Origin of the sequence: Actinoplanes sp. NPDC020271 (assembly GCF_044388125.1) — a bacterium.
Lineage (GTDB): Bacteria > Actinomycetota > Actinomycetes > Mycobacteriales > Micromonosporaceae > Actinoplanes.
Map to the genome: position 1 here is coordinate 169,421 of NZ_JBIRWQ010000011.1, position 16,899 is coordinate 186,319.

The following is a 16,899-nucleotide window of genomic DNA, read 5'->3' on the forward strand; positions in this document are numbered from 1 at the left end:
CCCTAAAAGTTGTGCGCTAGGAACTGATCACGGCGGCCGTGCTGGCGGCGACCGCCCCGGCCATGATCGCGGCTTGGACGTCCTGGATCGCCTGGTGGACCGCGGCGGCGGCCCAGTCCCCTTCCCCGATCTGCTTCAGCCGAGCCTTGACCTGCCGCCGGTCCAGGTCCGCGAACACCTTGCGGTCCAGCTCGGTTGCGGCCACCAAGGCACAGAGCGCGGCGGTACGGCCATCGACCGGGCCCGTCCCGAGCACCGCCGCCCGCATCCGATGGCGGGCCTCGGTCTCGACGACCGGCTCGGTCCCGTGGACCGGCGGATAGGTCGTCCGCGGGAAGATCCAGAGGACCGAACCATGCTCGACCCGGAGAATCTCCGTCGAAACCAGGTGATCCAGGACACGTTGGCGCGTGCCTTTCGCGAGCTTGCCGACCCAATGTCCGGGCTTGCGGCTCCGCGAGTCGCCCGCGATCCGGGTCAGCGCGTCGTCCACGAGCGGGTCACCGGAGGGGCTCGGATCGAACACCACGACGTCCTTGCCGACCACGCCCACACGTTCCGACAAGGCCATTTCCAGCAACAATGCACCGCCGAGCCCGAGATCCAGGCGGGTGCTGTCGTGAATCTTCCGGCCTGCGTCGTCATAGGCCAGCAGGAGGAGCTCTGCGGCAAGGTTCATGATTCGACGTTAGATCGCGCTGTCACCCACAGGGTTAGTGCCGGATGGTCCGAGTCCGGCAGAATGAGGGCCGAGGTGAAGCGATCATGGACGGCCTGCTCCTGACCGCGGTGCTCCCGCTGGCGGCTTTCGCGCTGCTGACGGTGGGCAACGCGTTTTTTGTGGCCGCCGAGTTCGGGCTGGTCACCGTCGACCGGGCGGAAATCGATCAACGAGCCGCGGCGGGCGACCGCCGGGCCAAGACGGTCCGCAACGCGCTGCACGAGCTTTCCTTCCAGCTCTCCGGCGCCCAGCTCGGCATCACACTCACCGCCCTGCTCACGGGTTACCTGGCCGAGCCGGCGCTGTCCCGGCTGATCAGCCCGGTGGTCGAGCCGGTGGCCGGGTCGGCGACCGAGACCATCACGCACATCCTGGCGCTGGTCGTGGCGACCCTGGTGTCGATGCTCTTCGGTGAGCTGGTGCCGAAGAACGCGGCGCTGGCCCGGCCGATGGGTCTCGCGCTGGCCACCGCTGCCCCGCTGCGCGGTTTCTCCAGACTGTTCAAGCCGATGATCACCGCGCTGAACGGAACGGCCAACTGGCTGGTCCGGCGGATCGGCATCGAGCCCCAGGAGGAACTGGCCAGTGCCCGCTCGCCGGAGGAGCTGGGCCTGCTCGCCGCGATCAGCGCCCGGGCCGGCGCGCTCCCGGCCGAGACCGCGACGCTGATGCGCCGGACCATCCGCTTCGGCGAGAAACGCGCCGCCAAGGCGATGACACCGCGGGTCGACGTCGTCGGCCTGAAGACGACGGCCAGCGTCGCCGACCTGATCACGGTGGCCCGCGACACCGGACACACCCGATTTCCGGTGTACGAGACCACGCTGGACGTCGTCACCGGCGTGGCCGGGGTCAACGATGCGCTCGGAGTCCCGCCTGAGCGCCGCGCCGCGACCAAGGTGTCGGTGCTCGCACGGGAGCCGGTGTACGTACCGGAAAGCCTCGGTCTTGACAAGGTTCTGGCTGCTCTGCGGGCCGCCGATGCCGACCTGGCCATCGTCGTCGACGAGTACGGCGGGACGGATGGCGTGGTCACCGTCGAGGACCTGATCGAGGAACTGGTCGGGGAGATCGCCGACGAGTACGACACCGAGCTCGACGAGACCGGCACCGCCGAGCTGACCGCCCCCGGCGGGGAGAAGACGTTCCTGGCCGACGGGCTCCTGCGGGAGGACGAGGTGCTCGAGCAGACCGGGTTCCGGCTGCCCGAGGGTCCCTACGAGACGCTGGCCGGCTTCCTGCTCGCGCGGCTCGGTCACATCCCGGTGGTCGGCGAGTCCCTGGAGGAAGACGGGTGGGAGTTCACCGTGATGGAGGTCGACCGGCACCGGATCGAGCAGGTCCGGGTCGTCGCCCCGCCGGAGGAGCCGGCCGATGACTGACGTGCTCATCACGGTCCTGCTGCTGCTCGGCAACGGCCTCTTCGTCGGTGGCGAGTTCGCGCTGATCGCCTCCCGGCGCACCGCGATCGAGCCGCTCGCCGCCACGTCCAAGGCGGCCGGCTGGGCGCTCTCCGCGATGAATCAGATCCCGCTGATGATCGCCGGTGCCCAGCTCGGCATCACGATCTGCTCGCTGGCGCTCGGCGCGATTGCCGAGCCGGCCCTGGCGCACCTGCTGGAGGGGCCGTTCCACGCGGCCGGCCTGCCCGAGCGGGCGGTGCACCCGGTCGCGTTCGTGCTGGCCCTGGTGGTCGTGGTCTTCCTGCACACGGTCATCGGCGAGATGGTCCCGAAGAACATCACCCTGGCCGGCCCGGAACGCTCGGCGCTCATCCTCGGGCCGTTCATGCTGGCGTTCTGCACGGCGACGAAACCGCTGCTGGTGGCCATGCGCTGGGCGTCGCGGACGGTCCTGCGGCTGTGGAAGATCGAGGCGACCGACGCGGTCAAGACGGTCTTCACCGCCGAGGAGCTGGCCGGGATGGTCACGCAAGCGCGCAGCGAGGGCCTGCTGGGCTCGGAGCAGTACGCACGGATCCACGCCGCGCTGGGGCTGAACAGCCGCACCGCCGCCGACACCCTGCTGCCGTGGGCGCGGGTCACCACGGTCGCCGCCGACGTGTCACCGGCGACGCTGGAGACGGTGGCCACCCGGAGCGGGCGGTCCCGGTTCCCGGTGGTGCAGCGCGACACCCGGCGGGTGCTGGGGTTCGTGCACGTCAAGGACGTGCTCGGGATCCCCGGGGGGCAGCGCCGCCTGCCGATCCCGGCCGACGTGATCCGGCCGCTCGCCGTGGTGGCACCGGAGCGCAGCCTGGCCGATCTGCTGCTGACCATGCGACGCGATCGGCTGCACATCGTGCTGGTCAGCGATGGGCGGCGCCCGCTGGGCGTGATCACGCTGGACGATGTGCTGCACGCGGTGATCGGCGAGCCGGCGCACGCGGCGAACTCGGCGCGCTGACGCTCGTTGGATTCGTGAGTCGTCGCGGCGGGGTCTTTCGGGTTCGGCGGTTCGGGTGAACGCGTACGAGTGGTCTGGCGTGTGTCCGGAGTTTCGACACAAGAGTTAAGCGACAATGCGGACAATAACCCCATGCCTCATTCCCGGCGGCGCGCCGTTCCGCTCGGCGCCCTGTCAGCGATCCTCGTACTGGGCAGCCTGATCCTCCTCACCCCACGCTGCGTCAGCACACCCGCGGGGGCGGAACCCGCCGACCGGCTTCTGCCGTCCCCGGCCGGTGGGGTGCTCGCCAACGCGGCTCGCTTCCCGGCACCGGCCGACCTTCGCCGCGTCCGGACCGCCAGCGCGCCGGTGGCACTGCGCTACGACTTCGACGGCGGGGTGGGCAAACCGATCGAGGACACCGGTGGGCAGCACGAACTGCGGCCGCTCGGGCAGAACGGAGGGACGCTACGCCTCGTACCCGAAGGAACCGGTCTTGCCGTCGCCTACCCGGACCGATGCAATCTGCCCAAGGAGAAGGACTGTCCACGGGCAATCCTGGAAGGCCAGCGGGACGACAGTCTCAACCCCGGCCGGCGGCCGCTGCGGTACGGGGCGTCGGTGCTGATGACGCACGCCGACCTGGCCGACGGCGCGAACGTCGTGCAGAAGGGCTACTCCGTCGGCGGCGTCAGCCAGTTCAAGCTGCAGGTCGACCACCGGCAAGGGCACCCGAGCTGCGTGATCGCGGGCAACCGGGCCCGGATCTACCGGGCCGAACCGCAGATCGACGTGGCCGACGGCCGCTGGCACGACCTGGAGTGCAACCGCACCGCGGAGAAACTGACGCTGCTGGTGGACGGGACGCCGCACGCGTCGGTGCCGGTTCCGCCGACACTCTCCATCGCCAACGTCGAGCCGCTCCGGATCGGGGGCAAGGGGCCGGGCCTCGGCAACGACCAGTTCGCCGGCGAGATCGACAACGTCTTCCTCGACATCGGCGCGTAAGTAGCCGGTCTGCGGTTCACAACGGCCTGGCCACGGGAACCGTCCCGTCGCCAGGCCGACTCCGGCTATCGCTTGACGACGACCGTCTTGCTGGTCGACCGGCCGTCCACGTACCCGGTCTTGCGGGCGATCACCGTCACGGTGAGCTTCTTGCCGGCCATCGACTTGGTCAGCCTCAGCGTCGTCCCGGTGCCGGCCAGCTTGCCGTTGACCCGCCACTCGTAGCGGTACGAGCTGGCCTTCGGTGACCAGGCGCCGGCCGAGACCCGCACCTGGCGGCCCGCCTTCGCGGTACCGGTGATCTTCGGACGGGTGGTGGCTCGCGGTGCCTTGCCCTTGGCGACCACGGCGGTGGCGGCCGAGGTCGCCGTCCCCGACGGGTAGCCGTCCCGGGTCGCGGTCACCGCCACGGACAGGCGCTTACCCAGCAAAACACTGGTCACAGGTAGGTTGGCGCCGGTCGCGCCCTTGATCGTGACGCCGTTCGCGGTCCACCGGTAGGCGTACCCGGCCGGCTGCGGGGTCCAGACGCCGGCCGTGGCGTGCAGCGTGCTGCCGACCGCGACGGTGCCGCTGATCGCCGGCACCTTGGTCACCTTGAGCGCCGGCACGGCCGGCGGTGCGATCGGCGGCGCGCCACCGGAGAGGGTCAGGGCCGAACCCTGCCCGTCAGCCGGCTGCGCGGTCAAGGTCCAGCCGGCGACCCCGGTCTCGGTCCAGCTCGCGGTGATCTGGCCGCGCGCCTCCGAGCCGGTCAGCGTGCGGACCGTGGTGCCGGCCGCGTCGTGCAGGGCGAGCTGCCAGGAGCCGGCGGGCTTGGACAGCCACCAGGTCGCCTGGCCGGCGCCCACCACCGAGTCGATCGCCGTCAGCGCGCCGGCCGGGATGCCGGTGTCCAGCACATGCACCCGCTCGGTGGCGTCGGCGTAGGCCACCCCGCCACCGAACCGGTCGACGGTCCAGTCGTAACCGGCCTGGGCGCCCGGGGTCAGCTGGGCGGCCGGCACCAGAGTGCGCTCGGCCCGGTCGACCAGGTTGACCAGCTTGAGGCCGTCGGCATCAGTCGACTGCACGAGGTAGCCGTCGCCGAGCAGAACGTTGCGGTACGCCGCGGACGTCACGCTCTTGGTCACCCGGTCGTAGACCCCCGCGCGGTAGGAGCAGGAGTAGTAGACGAACCGGCCGACCGCCTGCAAGCCCTCCGGGGTGCAGTTGCCGCCGGTGGTGAAGCCCTCGCCGGTGCTCGACCACACCTGCCCGTTCTCGGCGCCGTTCCAGACCGTCGCGCCCCAGACCGCGGTGGCGACCGAGTTCTGCGGGGTCGACTTGGCGGTGGAGACGCCAGGGAACTCCACGACGTACGGCGAGCCGCCGACCCCGGAGCGGACCACGCCCCACCGGCCGGAAAGATCGGTGAGCCACGGGCTGGACACCTTGGTCGCCACGCTCGGACCCTGCGCGGCAGCGCTCCCGTTGGCCAGGAGCATGGTCAGGCCGGAGTAGGTGGCGTTCTGCCGGCCGTGGAAGCCGGTGCCGTCGGCATACATCCGGACACAGCGTGGTCCGTCGCTCGAGGTGCAGAACCCGTCCGAGCCGGTGACGTAGCCATCCACGCTGGATTTGACGATCTCCCGGCCCGCGCCGGTGGACAGCCAGGTGCTCTGGTAGGTGCCGTACTGGTCGCCGGGGTGGAAATACGTCCCACTGGTGGCCCTGGTCAGGATGCCGCTGCCCAGCGACAGGCCGTAGATCCGGGCCGGGGCCGGCGCGATCGCGGTGACCCGGGTCCGGGTCACGGTGCCGTCCGCGGCCTGGGCGACGCGGTAGAAGCCCCAGTCGAGATCGCCCTCGTCGAGATACTTCGCGGCGCCGGCCACCAGCACCGATCCGTCCGGCAGTTGGGTCAGCTCACCGGCCGCCGGGTTCATCACCAGACTCATCGACGCGTCCGGCTCGTCGACCGGCAGCGCCCACAGCTGGCGGCCGCGGTGGTCGCCGCTGCTGGCGTGGGTCGGTTCGACGGCGAGCAGCGTCGACCCGGTCAGCCCGAGCACGTTGTTGTAGACCGCCATGGAGCCGTTGTCCACGGTGCGGGGCGGGGCGGACGGGTCCGACCGGTCGTAGACGTCGACCGAGGACCGACCGGTGCGCAGGCGCAGCAGAGACGCCGGGGTCAGCCGGAACCCGGACACCTCCCAGTCATCGGATGAGCCGTCCCACCGGTCCGGCAGACCGGAAGCCGTAGCAGTGGCGATCTTGACGATGCTGAAGTGCCGTGCGCCGTCGGACCGGTATTTCAGAATCAAGCCGGTGGCGTCGCCGTCCTCGATCGAGAAGTCGCCGGCACCGTCGGGCAGGCCGGTCACCGTGCGGTCGGCACCGTCCGCCAGCAGATGCCAAGCCCCGCCGGCGTCGGTGGTCACCACCGTCTCGCCGGACACCCGCTGGTACTGCTGGCCGTCCGGGATCTCGACGGTCCGCGTCTGCCCGCCGGAGGTCAGCGTGACGTGCGGCGCCGGCTCGGCGTAGTACAGCGCGATCGTGTCGGTGTGCGTGTCCGCCACCTGGAACGACTGGAACGACCGCTCCAAGAAACGAAAATATCCGTCGTACGGGTCGTATTCCACCGCCGCGGACAACCGCTGCGCCAGCGGGGTGGTGACCCCGCTCGCATACTCCGTCCACAGCAGCCGGTCGTCGCCCTCCTGAATCCAGAGGAACCCGGTCTGACCTGCGCTCAGCACCTGCGTGGCCCGTGGCACCGCCCGCGCTGCGGCCGGCACCACCACCTCACCGCCGACCGGCGGCTCGGCCGCCAGCGCCGCCCCGCTCAGCGTTCCCACGCCGAGCGACGCCACCAGCCCGATGACGCCGGCCGCGGCTCCCGCCGCCCGCAACCCTTGCCGAACCTGATCCTTGCCCACCGCGGCCCTCCCCGAAGAGGCAGCCGGCAACTCAATCGGTCGCAACGCTACTGCCTCGTCCCCACGAAATGCCGGTGACCTTACCATCAAATAGATCTCCATAACCGCCCCGGAACCCGGCCCCAAGACCCCAACCGGCCCGGCGCCCCACCGCTGGCAAAGAGCCAGCCCAGAGCGTTGCCAAAGGCGGAACCGACGGAAACCTCGCACCCGAACGAAACGCCCAAGCACCCGAGCTGTCCCGTCACAAGAAGCAAGGCAGAGCCAAAGCGCGAGCCGACCAGCCGCACGAAACGAGGCGAGCCCCCAACTGTCCGGTGGCGGGCCAGGCAAAGCCACGCATGACCGAGCCGAGCCGAGCCAAGCCGAGCCGAGCCGAGCCGAAGGCAAAGGCAAAGGCAAAGGCAACCCACCAGAGCGAGCCGAAGGCGACGCCCCGCACCTGCCCACGGGCCGCAAGCACCGTAACGCGGGGTCTGGGGGCTCGGCCCCCAGGCAAAATGCGAAGAGGCCCGGTCCACGCACTCCGTGGACACAGGCCCCTGCCTCTGAGCGGGTGACGGGAATCGAACCCGCGCTGTCAGCTTGGGAAGCTGATGTTCTGCCATTGAACTACACCCGCAAGCGGCCTCACTGTACCTGATTATCCGAGTCCGTGGTGGAGGCACCCCCGCAATGCAGGCCGTCCGCGCGCCCGGGGTGGGATCGTTGTCCGGTGGACGTGCGGGCGGCGGTTCTCGGCGATGTGGACGGGTTTCTGGCGTTGGCGGCCGGGGTCGAGCAGTGGTTCGGTCCGATGGTGGCGGATCCCGGCTTTCTCGACGTGCTGCATCGGAACATCGGGCGTGGGAGCGCGTTCGTCGTCCCCGGGCCGGAGGGGCAGTTGCTCGGCGGAATCCTGACCGGTGGACAAGCGCCGTCGCGCCGCATCAACTGGCTGGTCGTGGAGGCGGCGGCCCGGCGCAGTGGTGTGGGTCAAGCGCTGGTCGATCACGTGGTGCAGCTTTGCCGGCGCCCCTGCAGCCTCGAGGTGGTGACCTTCAGCGCGGATCACCCGGCGGCCCATCCGAGTGGCGCGCGAGCGTTTTACGACCGGCTTGGGTTCGTCGCCGGTGAGAGCCTCGAAAACGGCAGCCGCCAGCGGTTCCGCCTCGCGCTCGGTTAGGCCGTGTCCTGCCGATCGGCCGGGGCTGCGGCGTGGCCCAGGTGGTGGCGGACGACGCCGGCCATTATCTGCACCTTGCCTCGCGCTCGGGTGATCGGCAGGGCACGGCCTGGACGCTGGGCGTCGCCGTGGCGGACCGATGGCATCAGCTGACCATGGCGAGCGCCCGGGGTAACTTGCGCGGCGCCCGCCAGCTCTGCGCGATCGGCATCGGCAGCGGCGCGGCTGCCAGCGGCAACGCTCCCGCCGGGCCGTGGTGGCGCAGGGTCGCCGACTCCACCGAGAGCTCGAACAGCTGCCAGTCCACATCCGGAGACGCGCGCAGGGCGTCCGCGATGCCGGCGATCACCCGCGGGTCGCGGACCGCGAAGGCCTGGCCGGTCAGATAGGCCTCGTCGTCGCTTTCCTCCGGCGGATAGGAATGCAACGCGTAGCGCGGGTCCCGCTCCAGGTCGCGCCGTTTCGGCGAGTTGACCAGGAAGCAGTAGAGCCCGCCGCCGGAGAAGACCGGCGAGATCGGGTGCACCCGCGGGCCGCCGTCGGGGCGGACCGTGGCGAGGTAACCCATGCCAGGACCGTACTGCTGCAGGAGCGCACGGATGCCGGTGGCGAGCGAGGGCTCGGCGGCAGCGAACTCGGACCAGGAAGCCATGCGTGCAGTCTATCGAACATATGTTCGACCCGGCCACCGAACACACCGATCGGGGGATGTCGTCCGAGCGGCGGAAACCCTCGTCGGTATGGTGTTGCGATGCTGCTCTCCGACCGTGACCTGGTTTCTGAGATCAAGGCCGGTTCTCTCGCGCTGGAGCCCTTCGAACCGTCGCTGATGCAGCCGTCCAGCATCGACGTGCGGCTGGACCGCTTCTTCCGGGTTTTCAACAACCACCTGTACACGCACATCGACCCGGCCGAGCAGCAGGACGAGCTGACCGCGGCGGTCGAGGTCGAGGACGGGCAGCCGTTCGTGCTGCACCCGGGCGAGTTCGTGCTGGCGTCCACGCTCGAGGTGATCACCATCGGGCAGGAGCTGGCGGCACGGCTGGAAGGCAAGAGCAGTCTGGGCCGTCTGGGCCTGCTCACGCACTCGACGGCGGGCTTCATCGACCCTGGCTTTTCCGGTCACGTCACGCTGGAGCTCTCCAACGTGGCGAACCTGCCGATCAAGCTCTGGCCGGGGATGAAGATCGGACAGTTGTGCATTTTCCGGCTGTCCAGCCCGGCCGAGCACCCGTATGGGTCGGCCGTCTACGGATCTCGCTATCAGGGCCAGCGGGGCCCGACGCCGAGCCGTTCGGCGATGAATTTCCGGACCTGGCCGACGCGCTGACGCCGGCTCCGGCTCACCCGGGCGAGCGCCGCGGCTCGGCTCGAGGTTCGCTCATTTCGCGCGCTTCGCACGCCATTGCCGCAGTACGGCGTTGAGCGCACCTCAGCGACGCACCCGTAGTCCCTGCGTGATCGCCGCCCCGAGCACCTGCTCCACCTCGGCCGCGCTCAACCCGGTCGTCGGCACCCGCACCCACCGCCCGCCGCGCAGCCCGAACAGCAGCTGGCCGGAGAGCGCCTCCACACTGCGGAAAGCCCGCCACGCCCAGGCGTGCCGCCCGACGTCGTCCGAGCGGGCCACGCCGCCGTCGCTGATCTCGTACGTGGTGACCCGCCCGCCCCGCATCGACCGCCGGGCCGTCCGGTTGAGCAGGATCATCGGCAGGGCGAGGGCGAGCAGTGCTCCAACGGCGAGCGGGCCGGGCTGGAGTTCCCCGGTGGCGAACTGGATCAACGCTGTGACGAGTAGCAACGCCCATCCGGCGCACCGCGCGGCGAGAACGGGTGTTCGCAGCCGTCGCCGGGTGGCGGCCGCGATCAGAGCCGGGTCGGGGGCCGCCGTGATCTGGATCTGCACGCTCCGAAAGTAGCCCCGTAACTGGGCAAATCATCACCACCCGGACGGCCGGGAGACCTCCTCCGCCCAACTGCCCCCCGTCCGCGGAACGCGGCCACCACGTCCCCCGAACGGGTGTGGCACACCCGTCACCGCAGTCCGGGCGAGGTGGCGTCAGCGGAGATCTACGATGACGCCGTGTATCTCATGATTTCGACGTACCAGAAGCCGCTCGCCGAGGTCGATCAGGCACGGGAGGATCACCTCGCGTTCGTCGCCGGGCTGGAGGAGCGGGGCCTCTCCGTGACCGCCGGCCGGCAGGACCCGCCGACGGGCGGGATCATCCTGCTGGACGTGGACACCGAGGCCGAGGCGCAGGAGATCATCGCCCAGGATCCGTACGTGGTGCGTGGCCTGGCCACCTACGCCGCGGTCGGCTGGCAGATCAGCCGGGGCGCGCTCGCCGGTTACCAGCGCAAGTACTGATCAGTCAGGACGTCACGGCAGATCTTCGCCGCTGAGGAGACTGCGGATGGTCAGTTCGGCGGTGACCGCGGGCGGGCACTCGTCGACGATCACCGCGGTCCCCAGGTAACGATCGCCGAGGAGGGTGCGCAGGCCGCGTGCCTGCGCGCCGGTCGACGCCCAGTCGTCGACCACGAGCACGCGGTCGTCGGCGGCGAGCAGCTCACGGCGTACGCCCAGATGTTGAATGTCGCCTCGATGGTCGGCCGGCACTTCGGCCCAGATCATCGGCTCGGCGATGGCCCGGCGTGCCCCGGCGCGGTATGCCTCGACGAAGCCCACCCCGAGCGCCCGGGCGACCAGGGGGCCGAGCAGGAATCCGGTCACTTCCGGCGACACCACGACGGTGGGACGGTCGGCCCGGAAGTGGTCGGCGAGGGCCGGCCCGAGCCTGTCGAGGATCACCGGATCGCGCCACCAGCCGGACCGGTCGCTGACGAGGTAATCGGCCGGCGGACCGGGGTTGGTCCAGCGGAAAGCCCGGCGGAGACGGTCACGGAGATCGTCGTTCATCGGAACATCGTGTCATCGTCGTGCAGCCTCGGGTGGACCGACCGAATGACCCGGTTACTGACAGGTGGTCAGAACCTCATCGGACAACGGGTCAAGTTGATGCCCGACGTCCCGTGGATCGGGCATGCTGTTCGGCGGAACCATGCCTACCTTCGCGCCGGGCCGCCGCCCGATGAGCCCAGGGAACCGCGCCGGACTCGGTGCGGCTTTTGTGCTGCTCGTCATCGTGTCCGCGGTGGAGTCCACGGACGTCTCCTCGGCCGGCTACATCGGCCTGTTCGCGATCGCCCCGTTCGCCGCCGCCCTTTTCGCCGTCTGGCAGTACGTGGCCGGTGTCGGGGTCGCCGCCACGCTGATCGCGGCGGCTTTCGTCAGCCAGTCCGGTTCGGCGGGTTCGAGCGCGATGGTCTACCTGCTCGGCATCATGTCGGCGACCGGCATCGCGGTGGCCGCCGCCACGATGCGGCAGCGTCAGACGGAGCGGATCGCCGAGTTGCGACAGCTCGCCTCGGTGGCCCAGCAGGCGGTGCTGCGACCGATCGGCCCGCAGGTGGGTTCGCTGGCGATCTCCGGGCGTTACATCTCGGCGACCGCGGCCGCGGACATCGGCGGCGACCTCTACGAGGCGTTGAACACGCCGTACGGGGTCCGCATCATCATCGGTGACGTGCGCGGCAAGGGTCTGGACGCGGTCCGGCTGGCCAGCATCGTCCTGGGTTCCTACCGGCACGTCGCCTACGAGCGCGCGGACCTGAAGTCGATCGTCGCCGACCTGGACCGGGCCGTGGCCCGCAGTGTCGGCGACGAGGACTTCGTGACCGCCGCGCTGGTCGAGGAGCGCGGCGGCACGCTGACGATCGTCAACTGTGGACATCCGGCGCCGTTGCTGCTGCGCCGTGGTCTGGTCATTCCGCTGGAGCCGCCGGCCCCGGCACCACCGCTCGGGTTCATGCCCGAGGTGAAGGTGCGGGTCGAGCGGCTGGAGCCGGGTGACCGGCTACTGCTGTTCACCGACGGCCTGGGTGAGGCGCGCCGGGAGGGCGAGTTCTTCCCGACCGCCGACCGCGCGTGGCGCCTGCTGGGTCACGGCACGGTCGGCGACGGGCTGGCGTCCTTGGAGACCGCGCTGGTCGACTGGGTGCACGGCCGTCTGGAGGACGACATCGCCCTGGTCCTGCTGGAGTACGCGGGGCCGGACGCGGGCGTGTCGGTCCCGGTCCCCAGCTGGGAAGTCGGCGCGGCCGGAAGCTAGGCCGTGCGCCGCAGCCCCGGTCGGACCTCGGCGCAGGGCCTAGGCGGCGGGGGTTTCCTCGGGTTCGGCCGGAGCCGGCGCGGCCGGCACGGGTGCCGGCGTGACCTGCTCGGGCTGGCGATGCCGGCCGACGTAGTTGCGCGGCTGGTTCGCCTGGCGCGGCTCCGGAATCAGGCTTTTGATCGTGGCGAACATGTCGTCCCCCTTAAAGCTCGGTCTATCCGGAGCAACGAGACTCATGGGTACGCGATACGTGGTTCCCGGTTCGAAACGTGCAAATGGCCGAACGGCTGTACCGGTGACCACCCGATCGGAGACGTTTCCACCTCGATCCGACGGACACCCCCTCCGAGCAGGTGGGTTGGTCACAGATTGCTGCCCGGCTTGTCCCTGCCTACCGATGAGTAATACAGTGCTAGTTACTGACGGGTAACTCGCGTTCGGAGAGCGGGCCAATCACCATGACTCACTACCAGAGCAACCTTCGGGACCTCCAGTTCAATCTGTTCGAGGTCTTCGGGGCGGACAAGGCGTTCGGTCAGGCACCGTTCGACGAGATCGACGCGGAGACCGCGCGGGACGTCCTGGCCGAGATCAACCGGATGGCCCGCGAGGACCTCGCGGCCAGTTACACGGACGCCGACCGGAACCCGCCGGTGTTCGACCCGGCGACGAACACCGCGCCGCTGCCGGAGTCCTTCAAGAAGTCCTACGAGACGTTCATGGCCTCCGAGTTCTGGCGGCTGGAGCTCCCGACCGCGCTGGGCGGCAGCTATGCCCCGCGGACCCTGGTCTGGGCGATCGCCGAGCAGATCCTCGGTGCGAACGCCCCGATCTGGATGTATGCGTCCGGTCCGTCCTTCGCCCACGTGGCGTATGTCGAGGGCACCCCGGAGCAGCAGGAGTGGGCGAAGCTCTTCGTCGAGAAGCAGTGGGGCTCGACCATGGTGCTGACCGAGCCGGACGCCGGTTCGGATGTCGGCGCCGGCCGTGCCCGGGCGATCCCGCAGCCGGACGGCTCGTGGCACATCGAGGGCGTGAAGCGCTTCATCACCTCGGGTGAGCACGATCTGACCGACAACATCATCCACTACGTGCTCGCCCGCCCGGTGGGCGTCGAGGGCGTCGGTGGCCCGGGCACCAAGGGCCTGTCGCTGTTCATCGTGCCGAAGTACCACTTCGACCCGCAGACCGGCGAGTTGGGCGAGCGCAACGGCGTCTACGCCACCAACGTCGAGCACAAGATGGGCCTGAAGGTCTCGAACACCTGCGAGATGACCTTCGGTGAGCACGGCACCCCGGCCAAGGGCTGGCTGCTGGGCGAGAAGCACGACGGCATCCGCCAGATGTTCATGATCATCGAGGCGGCTCGGATGATGGTGGGCACCAAGGCGATCGCCACCCTCTCGACCGGTTACCTCAACGCGCTGGAGTACGCGAAGAACCGCGTCCAGGGTGCCGACCTGGCCAGCAACGACAAGGCCGCGCCGCGGGTGACCATCACCCACCACCCGGACGTACGTCGTTCGCTGATGCTGCAGAAGTCGTACTCCGAGGCCCTGCGCGCCTTGGTGATCTACACCGCGTCGTGGCAGGACAAGGTCGCGATCGCGGAAGCGGCCGGCGACGAGAAGGCCGCGAAGATTGCCAGCAAGGTCAACGACTTCCTGCTGCCGCTGGTCAAGGGCGTCGGCTCCGAGCGGGCGTACGAGCTGCTCGGCCACGAGTCGCTGCAGACCTTCGGTGGCTCCGGCTTCCTCCAGGACTACCCGCTGGAGCAGTACGTCCGGGACTCCAAGATCGACACCCTGTACGAGGGCACTACCGCGATCCAGAGCCTCGACCTGATCTTCCGCAAGATCGTCAAGGACAACGGGCGGGCGCTCGGCACGATCGCCACCGAGATCCAGACGTTCATCGAGAGCGAGGCCGGCAACGGTCAGCTCAAGGACGAGCGGCTGGCGCTGGGCAAGGCACTCGGCGAGCTGCAGCAGATCCTCGGCGTCACCATGGGCTGGCTGGCCGCGGTCCAGGGCGGCGAGACCCGCGAGCTCTACAAGATCGGTCTGACCTCGCGCCGGATCCTGCTCGCCCTCGGCGACGTGGTCCTGGCATGGCTGCTGCTGCGCCAGGCCGAGGTGGCGCTGAACGCGCTGAACGGTGAGGTCTCCGAGGCCGACAAGAAGTTCTACACCGGCAAGGTGGCGGCGGCCCGCTTCTTCACCCGCGAGATCCTGCCGCGGATCGGCTCCGACCGCCGGATCATCGAGAACACCACCCTCGACCTGATGGACCTGGACGAGGACGTGTTCTGAGGTAGCAAGCTTTTCCCACTCTCCTGAAAAAGACGTAGACCGGCGGACAATGGCGTCCGCCGGTCTTCGTCGTCTTCCGATCGTGACCTGATCGGAGGACGCTACCGTAACGACGTACCCGTATGATGCTCTTCGATACTGAAGATCATCGAATGCGGGGGCCTTCGGTGCGCATAGTCGCTACCTGCCTTTCTTCCCTTCTCCTGGCCGGTCTGGTCGCCACTCCCGCGCGGGCCGACGAGGCGCCGCCGGTCATTCTCGACATCGGGGTGCGGCAGATCTCCGACCGCAGCGACGTGGTCGCTCGCTTCGCCGCCCGTACGCTGAGTCGTCGTGTCGTCGTCGGGCTGAACGCGGTGACCATGACGGTGGCGGCGGCCGACCGGGAGAGTTTCGTGGCCGATCTGCTGGCCGATCCCGCGGTGACCTGGGTCGAGGAGGACGCGCCGGTTCACGCGGACTCGGCCGGGCCTGTCAACGACCCGTTCTACTCCCCATCGCTTGATGCCGCGGCCGTCCCGGAGGCGTGGACGTGGACGACGGGCAGTGCGGACGTGACCGTCGCCGTCGTCGATTCCGGCGTGACGGCGAACCGGGACCTCCCGGCCGCCCGGATCCTCCGCGGGCTCAACCTGGTGGAGAGCGGCCGGGAACCCGTCGACGACGACGGCCACGGGACCCTGGTCGCCGGGGTCATCGCGGCGACCGCGAACAACGGGGTGAGCGCGGCCGGGGTCTGCCCGCAGTGCCGGATCCTGCCGGTCCGGGTCCTGAAGCATGACGCGGACGGCGGCGCGTCGGGAACGTCTGCCCTGGCCGCGTCGGGCATCACCTACGCCGCCGCCAACGGCGCCCGGGTCATCAACACCTCGTTCAGCACCACCACGGACAGCCGGTTGCTGCGCGAGGCGGTGCAGTACGCGGCCGACCGCGGTGCCCTGGTCATCGGCTCCGCCGGGCAGGACGACTATCGCTCCGACCGGCACTACCCGGCAGCTACCGAGCCGGCGCTCGCGGTCGCCGCGGCAATGCCCGACGGTCTCCCCGCGGCTGGAACCAACATGAATCCGCTGAACAGCCCGGCCGACCGCTGGATCGATGTGGAAGCACCCGCCTCGCTCTGGGCGGTCGCTCCGTCGGGCACCGGAGGCCCGCTGTTCGGCACGTCGGCTTCGGCGGCCGCGGTCTCCGGAGCGGCGGCGCTTGCCTTCAGCCTGAAGCCCACGGCCAGTGCGGACGAGGTCCGGTCGGCGATCGTGAAGACGGCCGGCGACCCGGATCTGACCGGATTCGGACTCGTGGGCGAAATCTCGCCGTACCTGGATGTCGCGGGTCTCCTGCACAGCCTCGGGGCGCCGGACACCGAGGCACCGAGGATCACGTCGTCAACCCTCACCCTCGGCGTGCTCGGCGCGACCGGGACCACGGTGCTCCCGCAGGCCGTCGACGATCACGGGGTGTACGGCTTCGAGCTGGTGGCCGACGGCAAGGTCGTCGCCTCGACGCGGGACGCCAGCTGGGACCGGCAGATGAGGCTCGTGCCGCCCGAGCACTATCGCGGCGACTGGCCGGTGACGTTGCGGGCCATCGACTACGCGGGCAACGTCACCGAGAAGACGTACGCCGTGCCGGTCGACACCGGCGGCCCGCTCGACGCCGACGGGCCGGTCGCGACCGGACTGCTCCCCGCCGCGAACACGCGGATCCGGGGCACGTTCACCAGCACGATCAGCGGAGTCACCGACTCGTCCGGAGTGGCGTCGGCCGAGCTGTGGTCCAACGGAAAGCTCGTCGGCCGGGACACCTCGGCGCCCTACGCGCTCACCGTGCGGACCGGGACCGCCAGCGGCTACGTCAACCTGATCTGGAAGCTGACCGACACGCTCGGCAACACGAGCGACCACACCCGCCGGGTGATCGCGGACAACGCCGGCCCGACCGTGTCGATCACCAAGGCGCCCGGTAACAAGGCCAAGGTCAAGGGCACGGTCAAGATCTCCGTGAAGGCGTCCGACGCCGCCGGGGTGGCCCGGGTCCAGGTGCTGGTGAACGGCAAGGTCGTCGCCACCGACACCCGGTCGGCCTACCTGCTCTCGGTCAACACCGCCAAGCAGGCGAAAACCATGAAGATCCAGATTCGGGCGTACGACCGTCTGGGCAACCTGCGCTACACCAGCGCCCGTACCTGGTACCGGAAGTAGGA

The 16,899-nt window shown here is 69.9% G+C and carries 15 protein-coding genes and 1 tRNA gene; 9 read left to right on the forward strand and 7 right to left on the reverse strand.

Translation table 11 applies throughout. The annotated features are described in order from the left end of the window. Nucleotides 1–16: 16 nt before the first annotated feature. A complete protein-coding gene (locus tag ACH442_RS24545) occupies nt 17–679 on the reverse strand; it encodes a GPP34 family phosphoprotein (protein WP_396340424.1) in 663 nt (220 codons plus the stop codon). Between the two features lie 86 nt (nt 680–765). Here ACH442_RS24545 and ACH442_RS24550 point away from each other — a divergent pair, with 86 nt between their 5' ends. The 3 genes from ACH442_RS24550 (at nt 766) to ACH442_RS24560 (ending at nt 4,117) form a co-directional block, all read left to right on the forward strand. Then, complete coding sequence (locus tag ACH442_RS24550; RefSeq protein WP_396340425.1) at nt 766–2,103, forward strand: hemolysin family protein; 1,338 nt, start codon at nt 766–768, stop codon at nt 2,101–2,103. After that, entirely contained in the window at nt 2,096–3,127 is a 1,032-nt protein-coding gene (locus ACH442_RS24555; protein ID WP_396340426.1) for a hemolysin family protein, read from the forward strand. The genes ACH442_RS24550 and ACH442_RS24555 overlap by 8 nt, the downstream gene beginning before the upstream one ends. Nucleotides 3,128–3,259: 132 nt before the next feature. Next, the gene (locus tag ACH442_RS24560; RefSeq protein ID WP_396340427.1) at nt 3,260–4,117 is read left to right on the forward strand and encodes a LamG domain-containing protein; all 858 of its coding nucleotides are present in this window, start codon (nt 3,260–3,262) and stop codon (nt 4,115–4,117) included. 65 nt (nt 4,118–4,182) lie between these two features. Here the strand turns inward: ACH442_RS24560 and ACH442_RS24565 are convergent, their stop codons facing one another. Beyond that, nucleotides 4,183–7,041 (reverse strand): hypothetical protein, encoded by a 2,859-nt coding sequence (locus ACH442_RS24565; protein WP_396340428.1) that lies wholly within the window; start codon nt 7,039–7,041, stop codon nt 4,183–4,185. Nucleotides 7,042–7,592: 551 nt separating this feature from the next. Then, nucleotides 7,593–7,663: transfer RNA gene (locus ACH442_RS24570), tRNA-Gly, on the reverse strand. 93 nt (nt 7,664–7,756) lie between these two features. Here ACH442_RS24570 and ACH442_RS24575 point away from each other — a divergent pair. Further along, on the forward strand, nt 7,757–8,206 hold the full coding sequence (locus ACH442_RS24575; protein ID WP_396340429.1) for a GNAT family N-acetyltransferase: 450 nt from the start codon (nt 7,757–7,759) through the stop codon (nt 8,204–8,206). Between the two features lie 145 nt (nt 8,207–8,351). On the opposite strand, the gene ACH442_RS24580 is transcribed toward ACH442_RS24575, so the two are convergent. Beyond that, nucleotides 8,352–8,858 (reverse strand): pyridoxamine 5'-phosphate oxidase family protein, encoded by a 507-nt coding sequence (locus tag ACH442_RS24580; protein WP_396340430.1) that lies wholly within the window; start codon nt 8,856–8,858, stop codon nt 8,352–8,354. Between the two features lie 99 nt (nt 8,859–8,957). On the opposite strand from ACH442_RS24580, the gene dcd reads away from it, so the two are divergent. Continuing rightward, nucleotides 8,958–9,536 (forward strand): dCTP deaminase, encoded by a 579-nt coding sequence (gene dcd, locus ACH442_RS24585; protein ID WP_396340431.1) that lies wholly within the window; start codon nt 8,958–8,960, stop codon nt 9,534–9,536. 102 nt (nt 9,537–9,638) lie between these two features. On the opposite strand, the gene ACH442_RS24590 is transcribed toward dcd, so the two are convergent. Next, nucleotides 9,639–10,112, reverse strand: coding sequence for a YcxB family protein (locus ACH442_RS24590; protein ID WP_396340432.1), 474 nt, complete (start codon nt 10,110–10,112; stop codon nt 9,639–9,641). Nucleotides 10,113–10,298: 186 nt separating this feature from the next. Here ACH442_RS24590 and ACH442_RS24595 point away from each other — a divergent pair, with 186 nt between their 5' ends. Further along, entirely contained in the window at nt 10,299–10,577 is a 279-nt protein-coding gene (locus ACH442_RS24595) for a YciI family protein (protein ID WP_396340530.1), read from the forward strand. Between the two features lie 12 nt (nt 10,578–10,589). On the opposite strand, the gene ACH442_RS24600 is transcribed toward ACH442_RS24595, so the two are convergent. Further along, nucleotides 10,590–11,129, reverse strand: a complete 540-nt coding sequence (locus tag ACH442_RS24600) for a phosphoribosyltransferase (RefSeq protein ID WP_396340433.1) — start codon at nt 11,127–11,129, stop codon at nt 10,590–10,592. Between the two features lie 124 nt (nt 11,130–11,253). Here ACH442_RS24600 and ACH442_RS24605 point away from each other — a divergent pair, with 124 nt between their 5' ends. After that, the gene (locus tag ACH442_RS24605; protein ID WP_396340434.1) at nt 11,254–12,381 is read left to right on the forward strand and encodes a PP2C family protein-serine/threonine phosphatase; all 1,128 of its coding nucleotides are present in this window, start codon (nt 11,254–11,256) and stop codon (nt 12,379–12,381) included. Nucleotides 12,382–12,420: 39 nt separating this feature from the next. On the opposite strand, the gene ACH442_RS24610 is transcribed toward ACH442_RS24605, so the two are convergent. Beyond that, entirely contained in the window at nt 12,421–12,576 is a 156-nt protein-coding gene (locus ACH442_RS24610) for a hypothetical protein (RefSeq protein WP_396340435.1), read from the reverse strand. Between the two features lie 266 nt (nt 12,577–12,842). Here ACH442_RS24610 and ACH442_RS24615 point away from each other — a divergent pair, with 266 nt between their 5' ends. Further along, nucleotides 12,843–14,696, forward strand: coding sequence for an acyl-CoA dehydrogenase (locus tag ACH442_RS24615; RefSeq protein ID WP_396340436.1), 1,854 nt, complete (start codon nt 12,843–12,845; stop codon nt 14,694–14,696). A gap of 167 nt (nt 14,697–14,863) precedes the next feature. Beyond that, a complete protein-coding gene (locus tag ACH442_RS24620; RefSeq protein WP_396340437.1) occupies nt 14,864–16,897 on the forward strand; it encodes a S8 family serine peptidase in 2,034 nt (677 codons plus the stop codon). Nucleotides 16,898–16,899 lie beyond the last annotated feature (2 nt).

Excerpts from the sequence above, each read along its gene's own strand:
- ACH442_RS24545 (WP_396340424.1), bottom strand. The coding sequence starts at position 679 with ATGAACCTTGCCGCAGAGCTCCTCCTGCTGGCCTATGACGACGCAGGC.
- ACH442_RS24550 (WP_396340425.1), top strand. The coding sequence starts at position 766 with ATGGACGGCCTGCTCCTGACCGCGGTGCTCCCGCTGGCGGCTTTCGCG.
- ACH442_RS24555 (WP_396340426.1), top strand. The coding sequence starts at position 2,096 with ATGACTGACGTGCTCATCACGGTCCTGCTGCTGCTCGGCAACGGCCTC.
- ACH442_RS24560 (WP_396340427.1), top strand. The coding sequence starts at position 3,260 with ATGCCTCATTCCCGGCGGCGCGCCGTTCCGCTCGGCGCCCTGTCAGCG.
- ACH442_RS24580 (WP_396340430.1), bottom strand. The coding sequence starts at position 8,858 with ATGGCTTCCTGGTCCGAGTTCGCTGCCGCCGAGCCCTCGCTCGCCACC.
- dcd (WP_396340431.1), top strand. The coding sequence starts at position 8,958 with ATGCTGCTCTCCGACCGTGACCTGGTTTCTGAGATCAAGGCCGGTTCT.
- ACH442_RS24595 (WP_396340530.1), top strand. The coding sequence starts at position 10,299 with ATGATTTCGACGTACCAGAAGCCGCTCGCCGAGGTCGATCAGGCACGG.
- ACH442_RS24600 (WP_396340433.1), bottom strand. The coding sequence starts at position 11,129 with ATGAACGACGATCTCCGTGACCGTCTCCGCCGGGCTTTCCGCTGGACC.
- ACH442_RS24605 (WP_396340434.1), top strand. The coding sequence starts at position 11,254 with ATGCTGTTCGGCGGAACCATGCCTACCTTCGCGCCGGGCCGCCGCCCG.
- ACH442_RS24610 (WP_396340435.1), bottom strand. The coding sequence starts at position 12,576 with ATGTTCGCCACGATCAAAAGCCTGATTCCGGAGCCGCGCCAGGCGAAC.
- ACH442_RS24615 (WP_396340436.1), top strand. The coding sequence starts at position 12,843 with ATGACTCACTACCAGAGCAACCTTCGGGACCTCCAGTTCAATCTGTTC.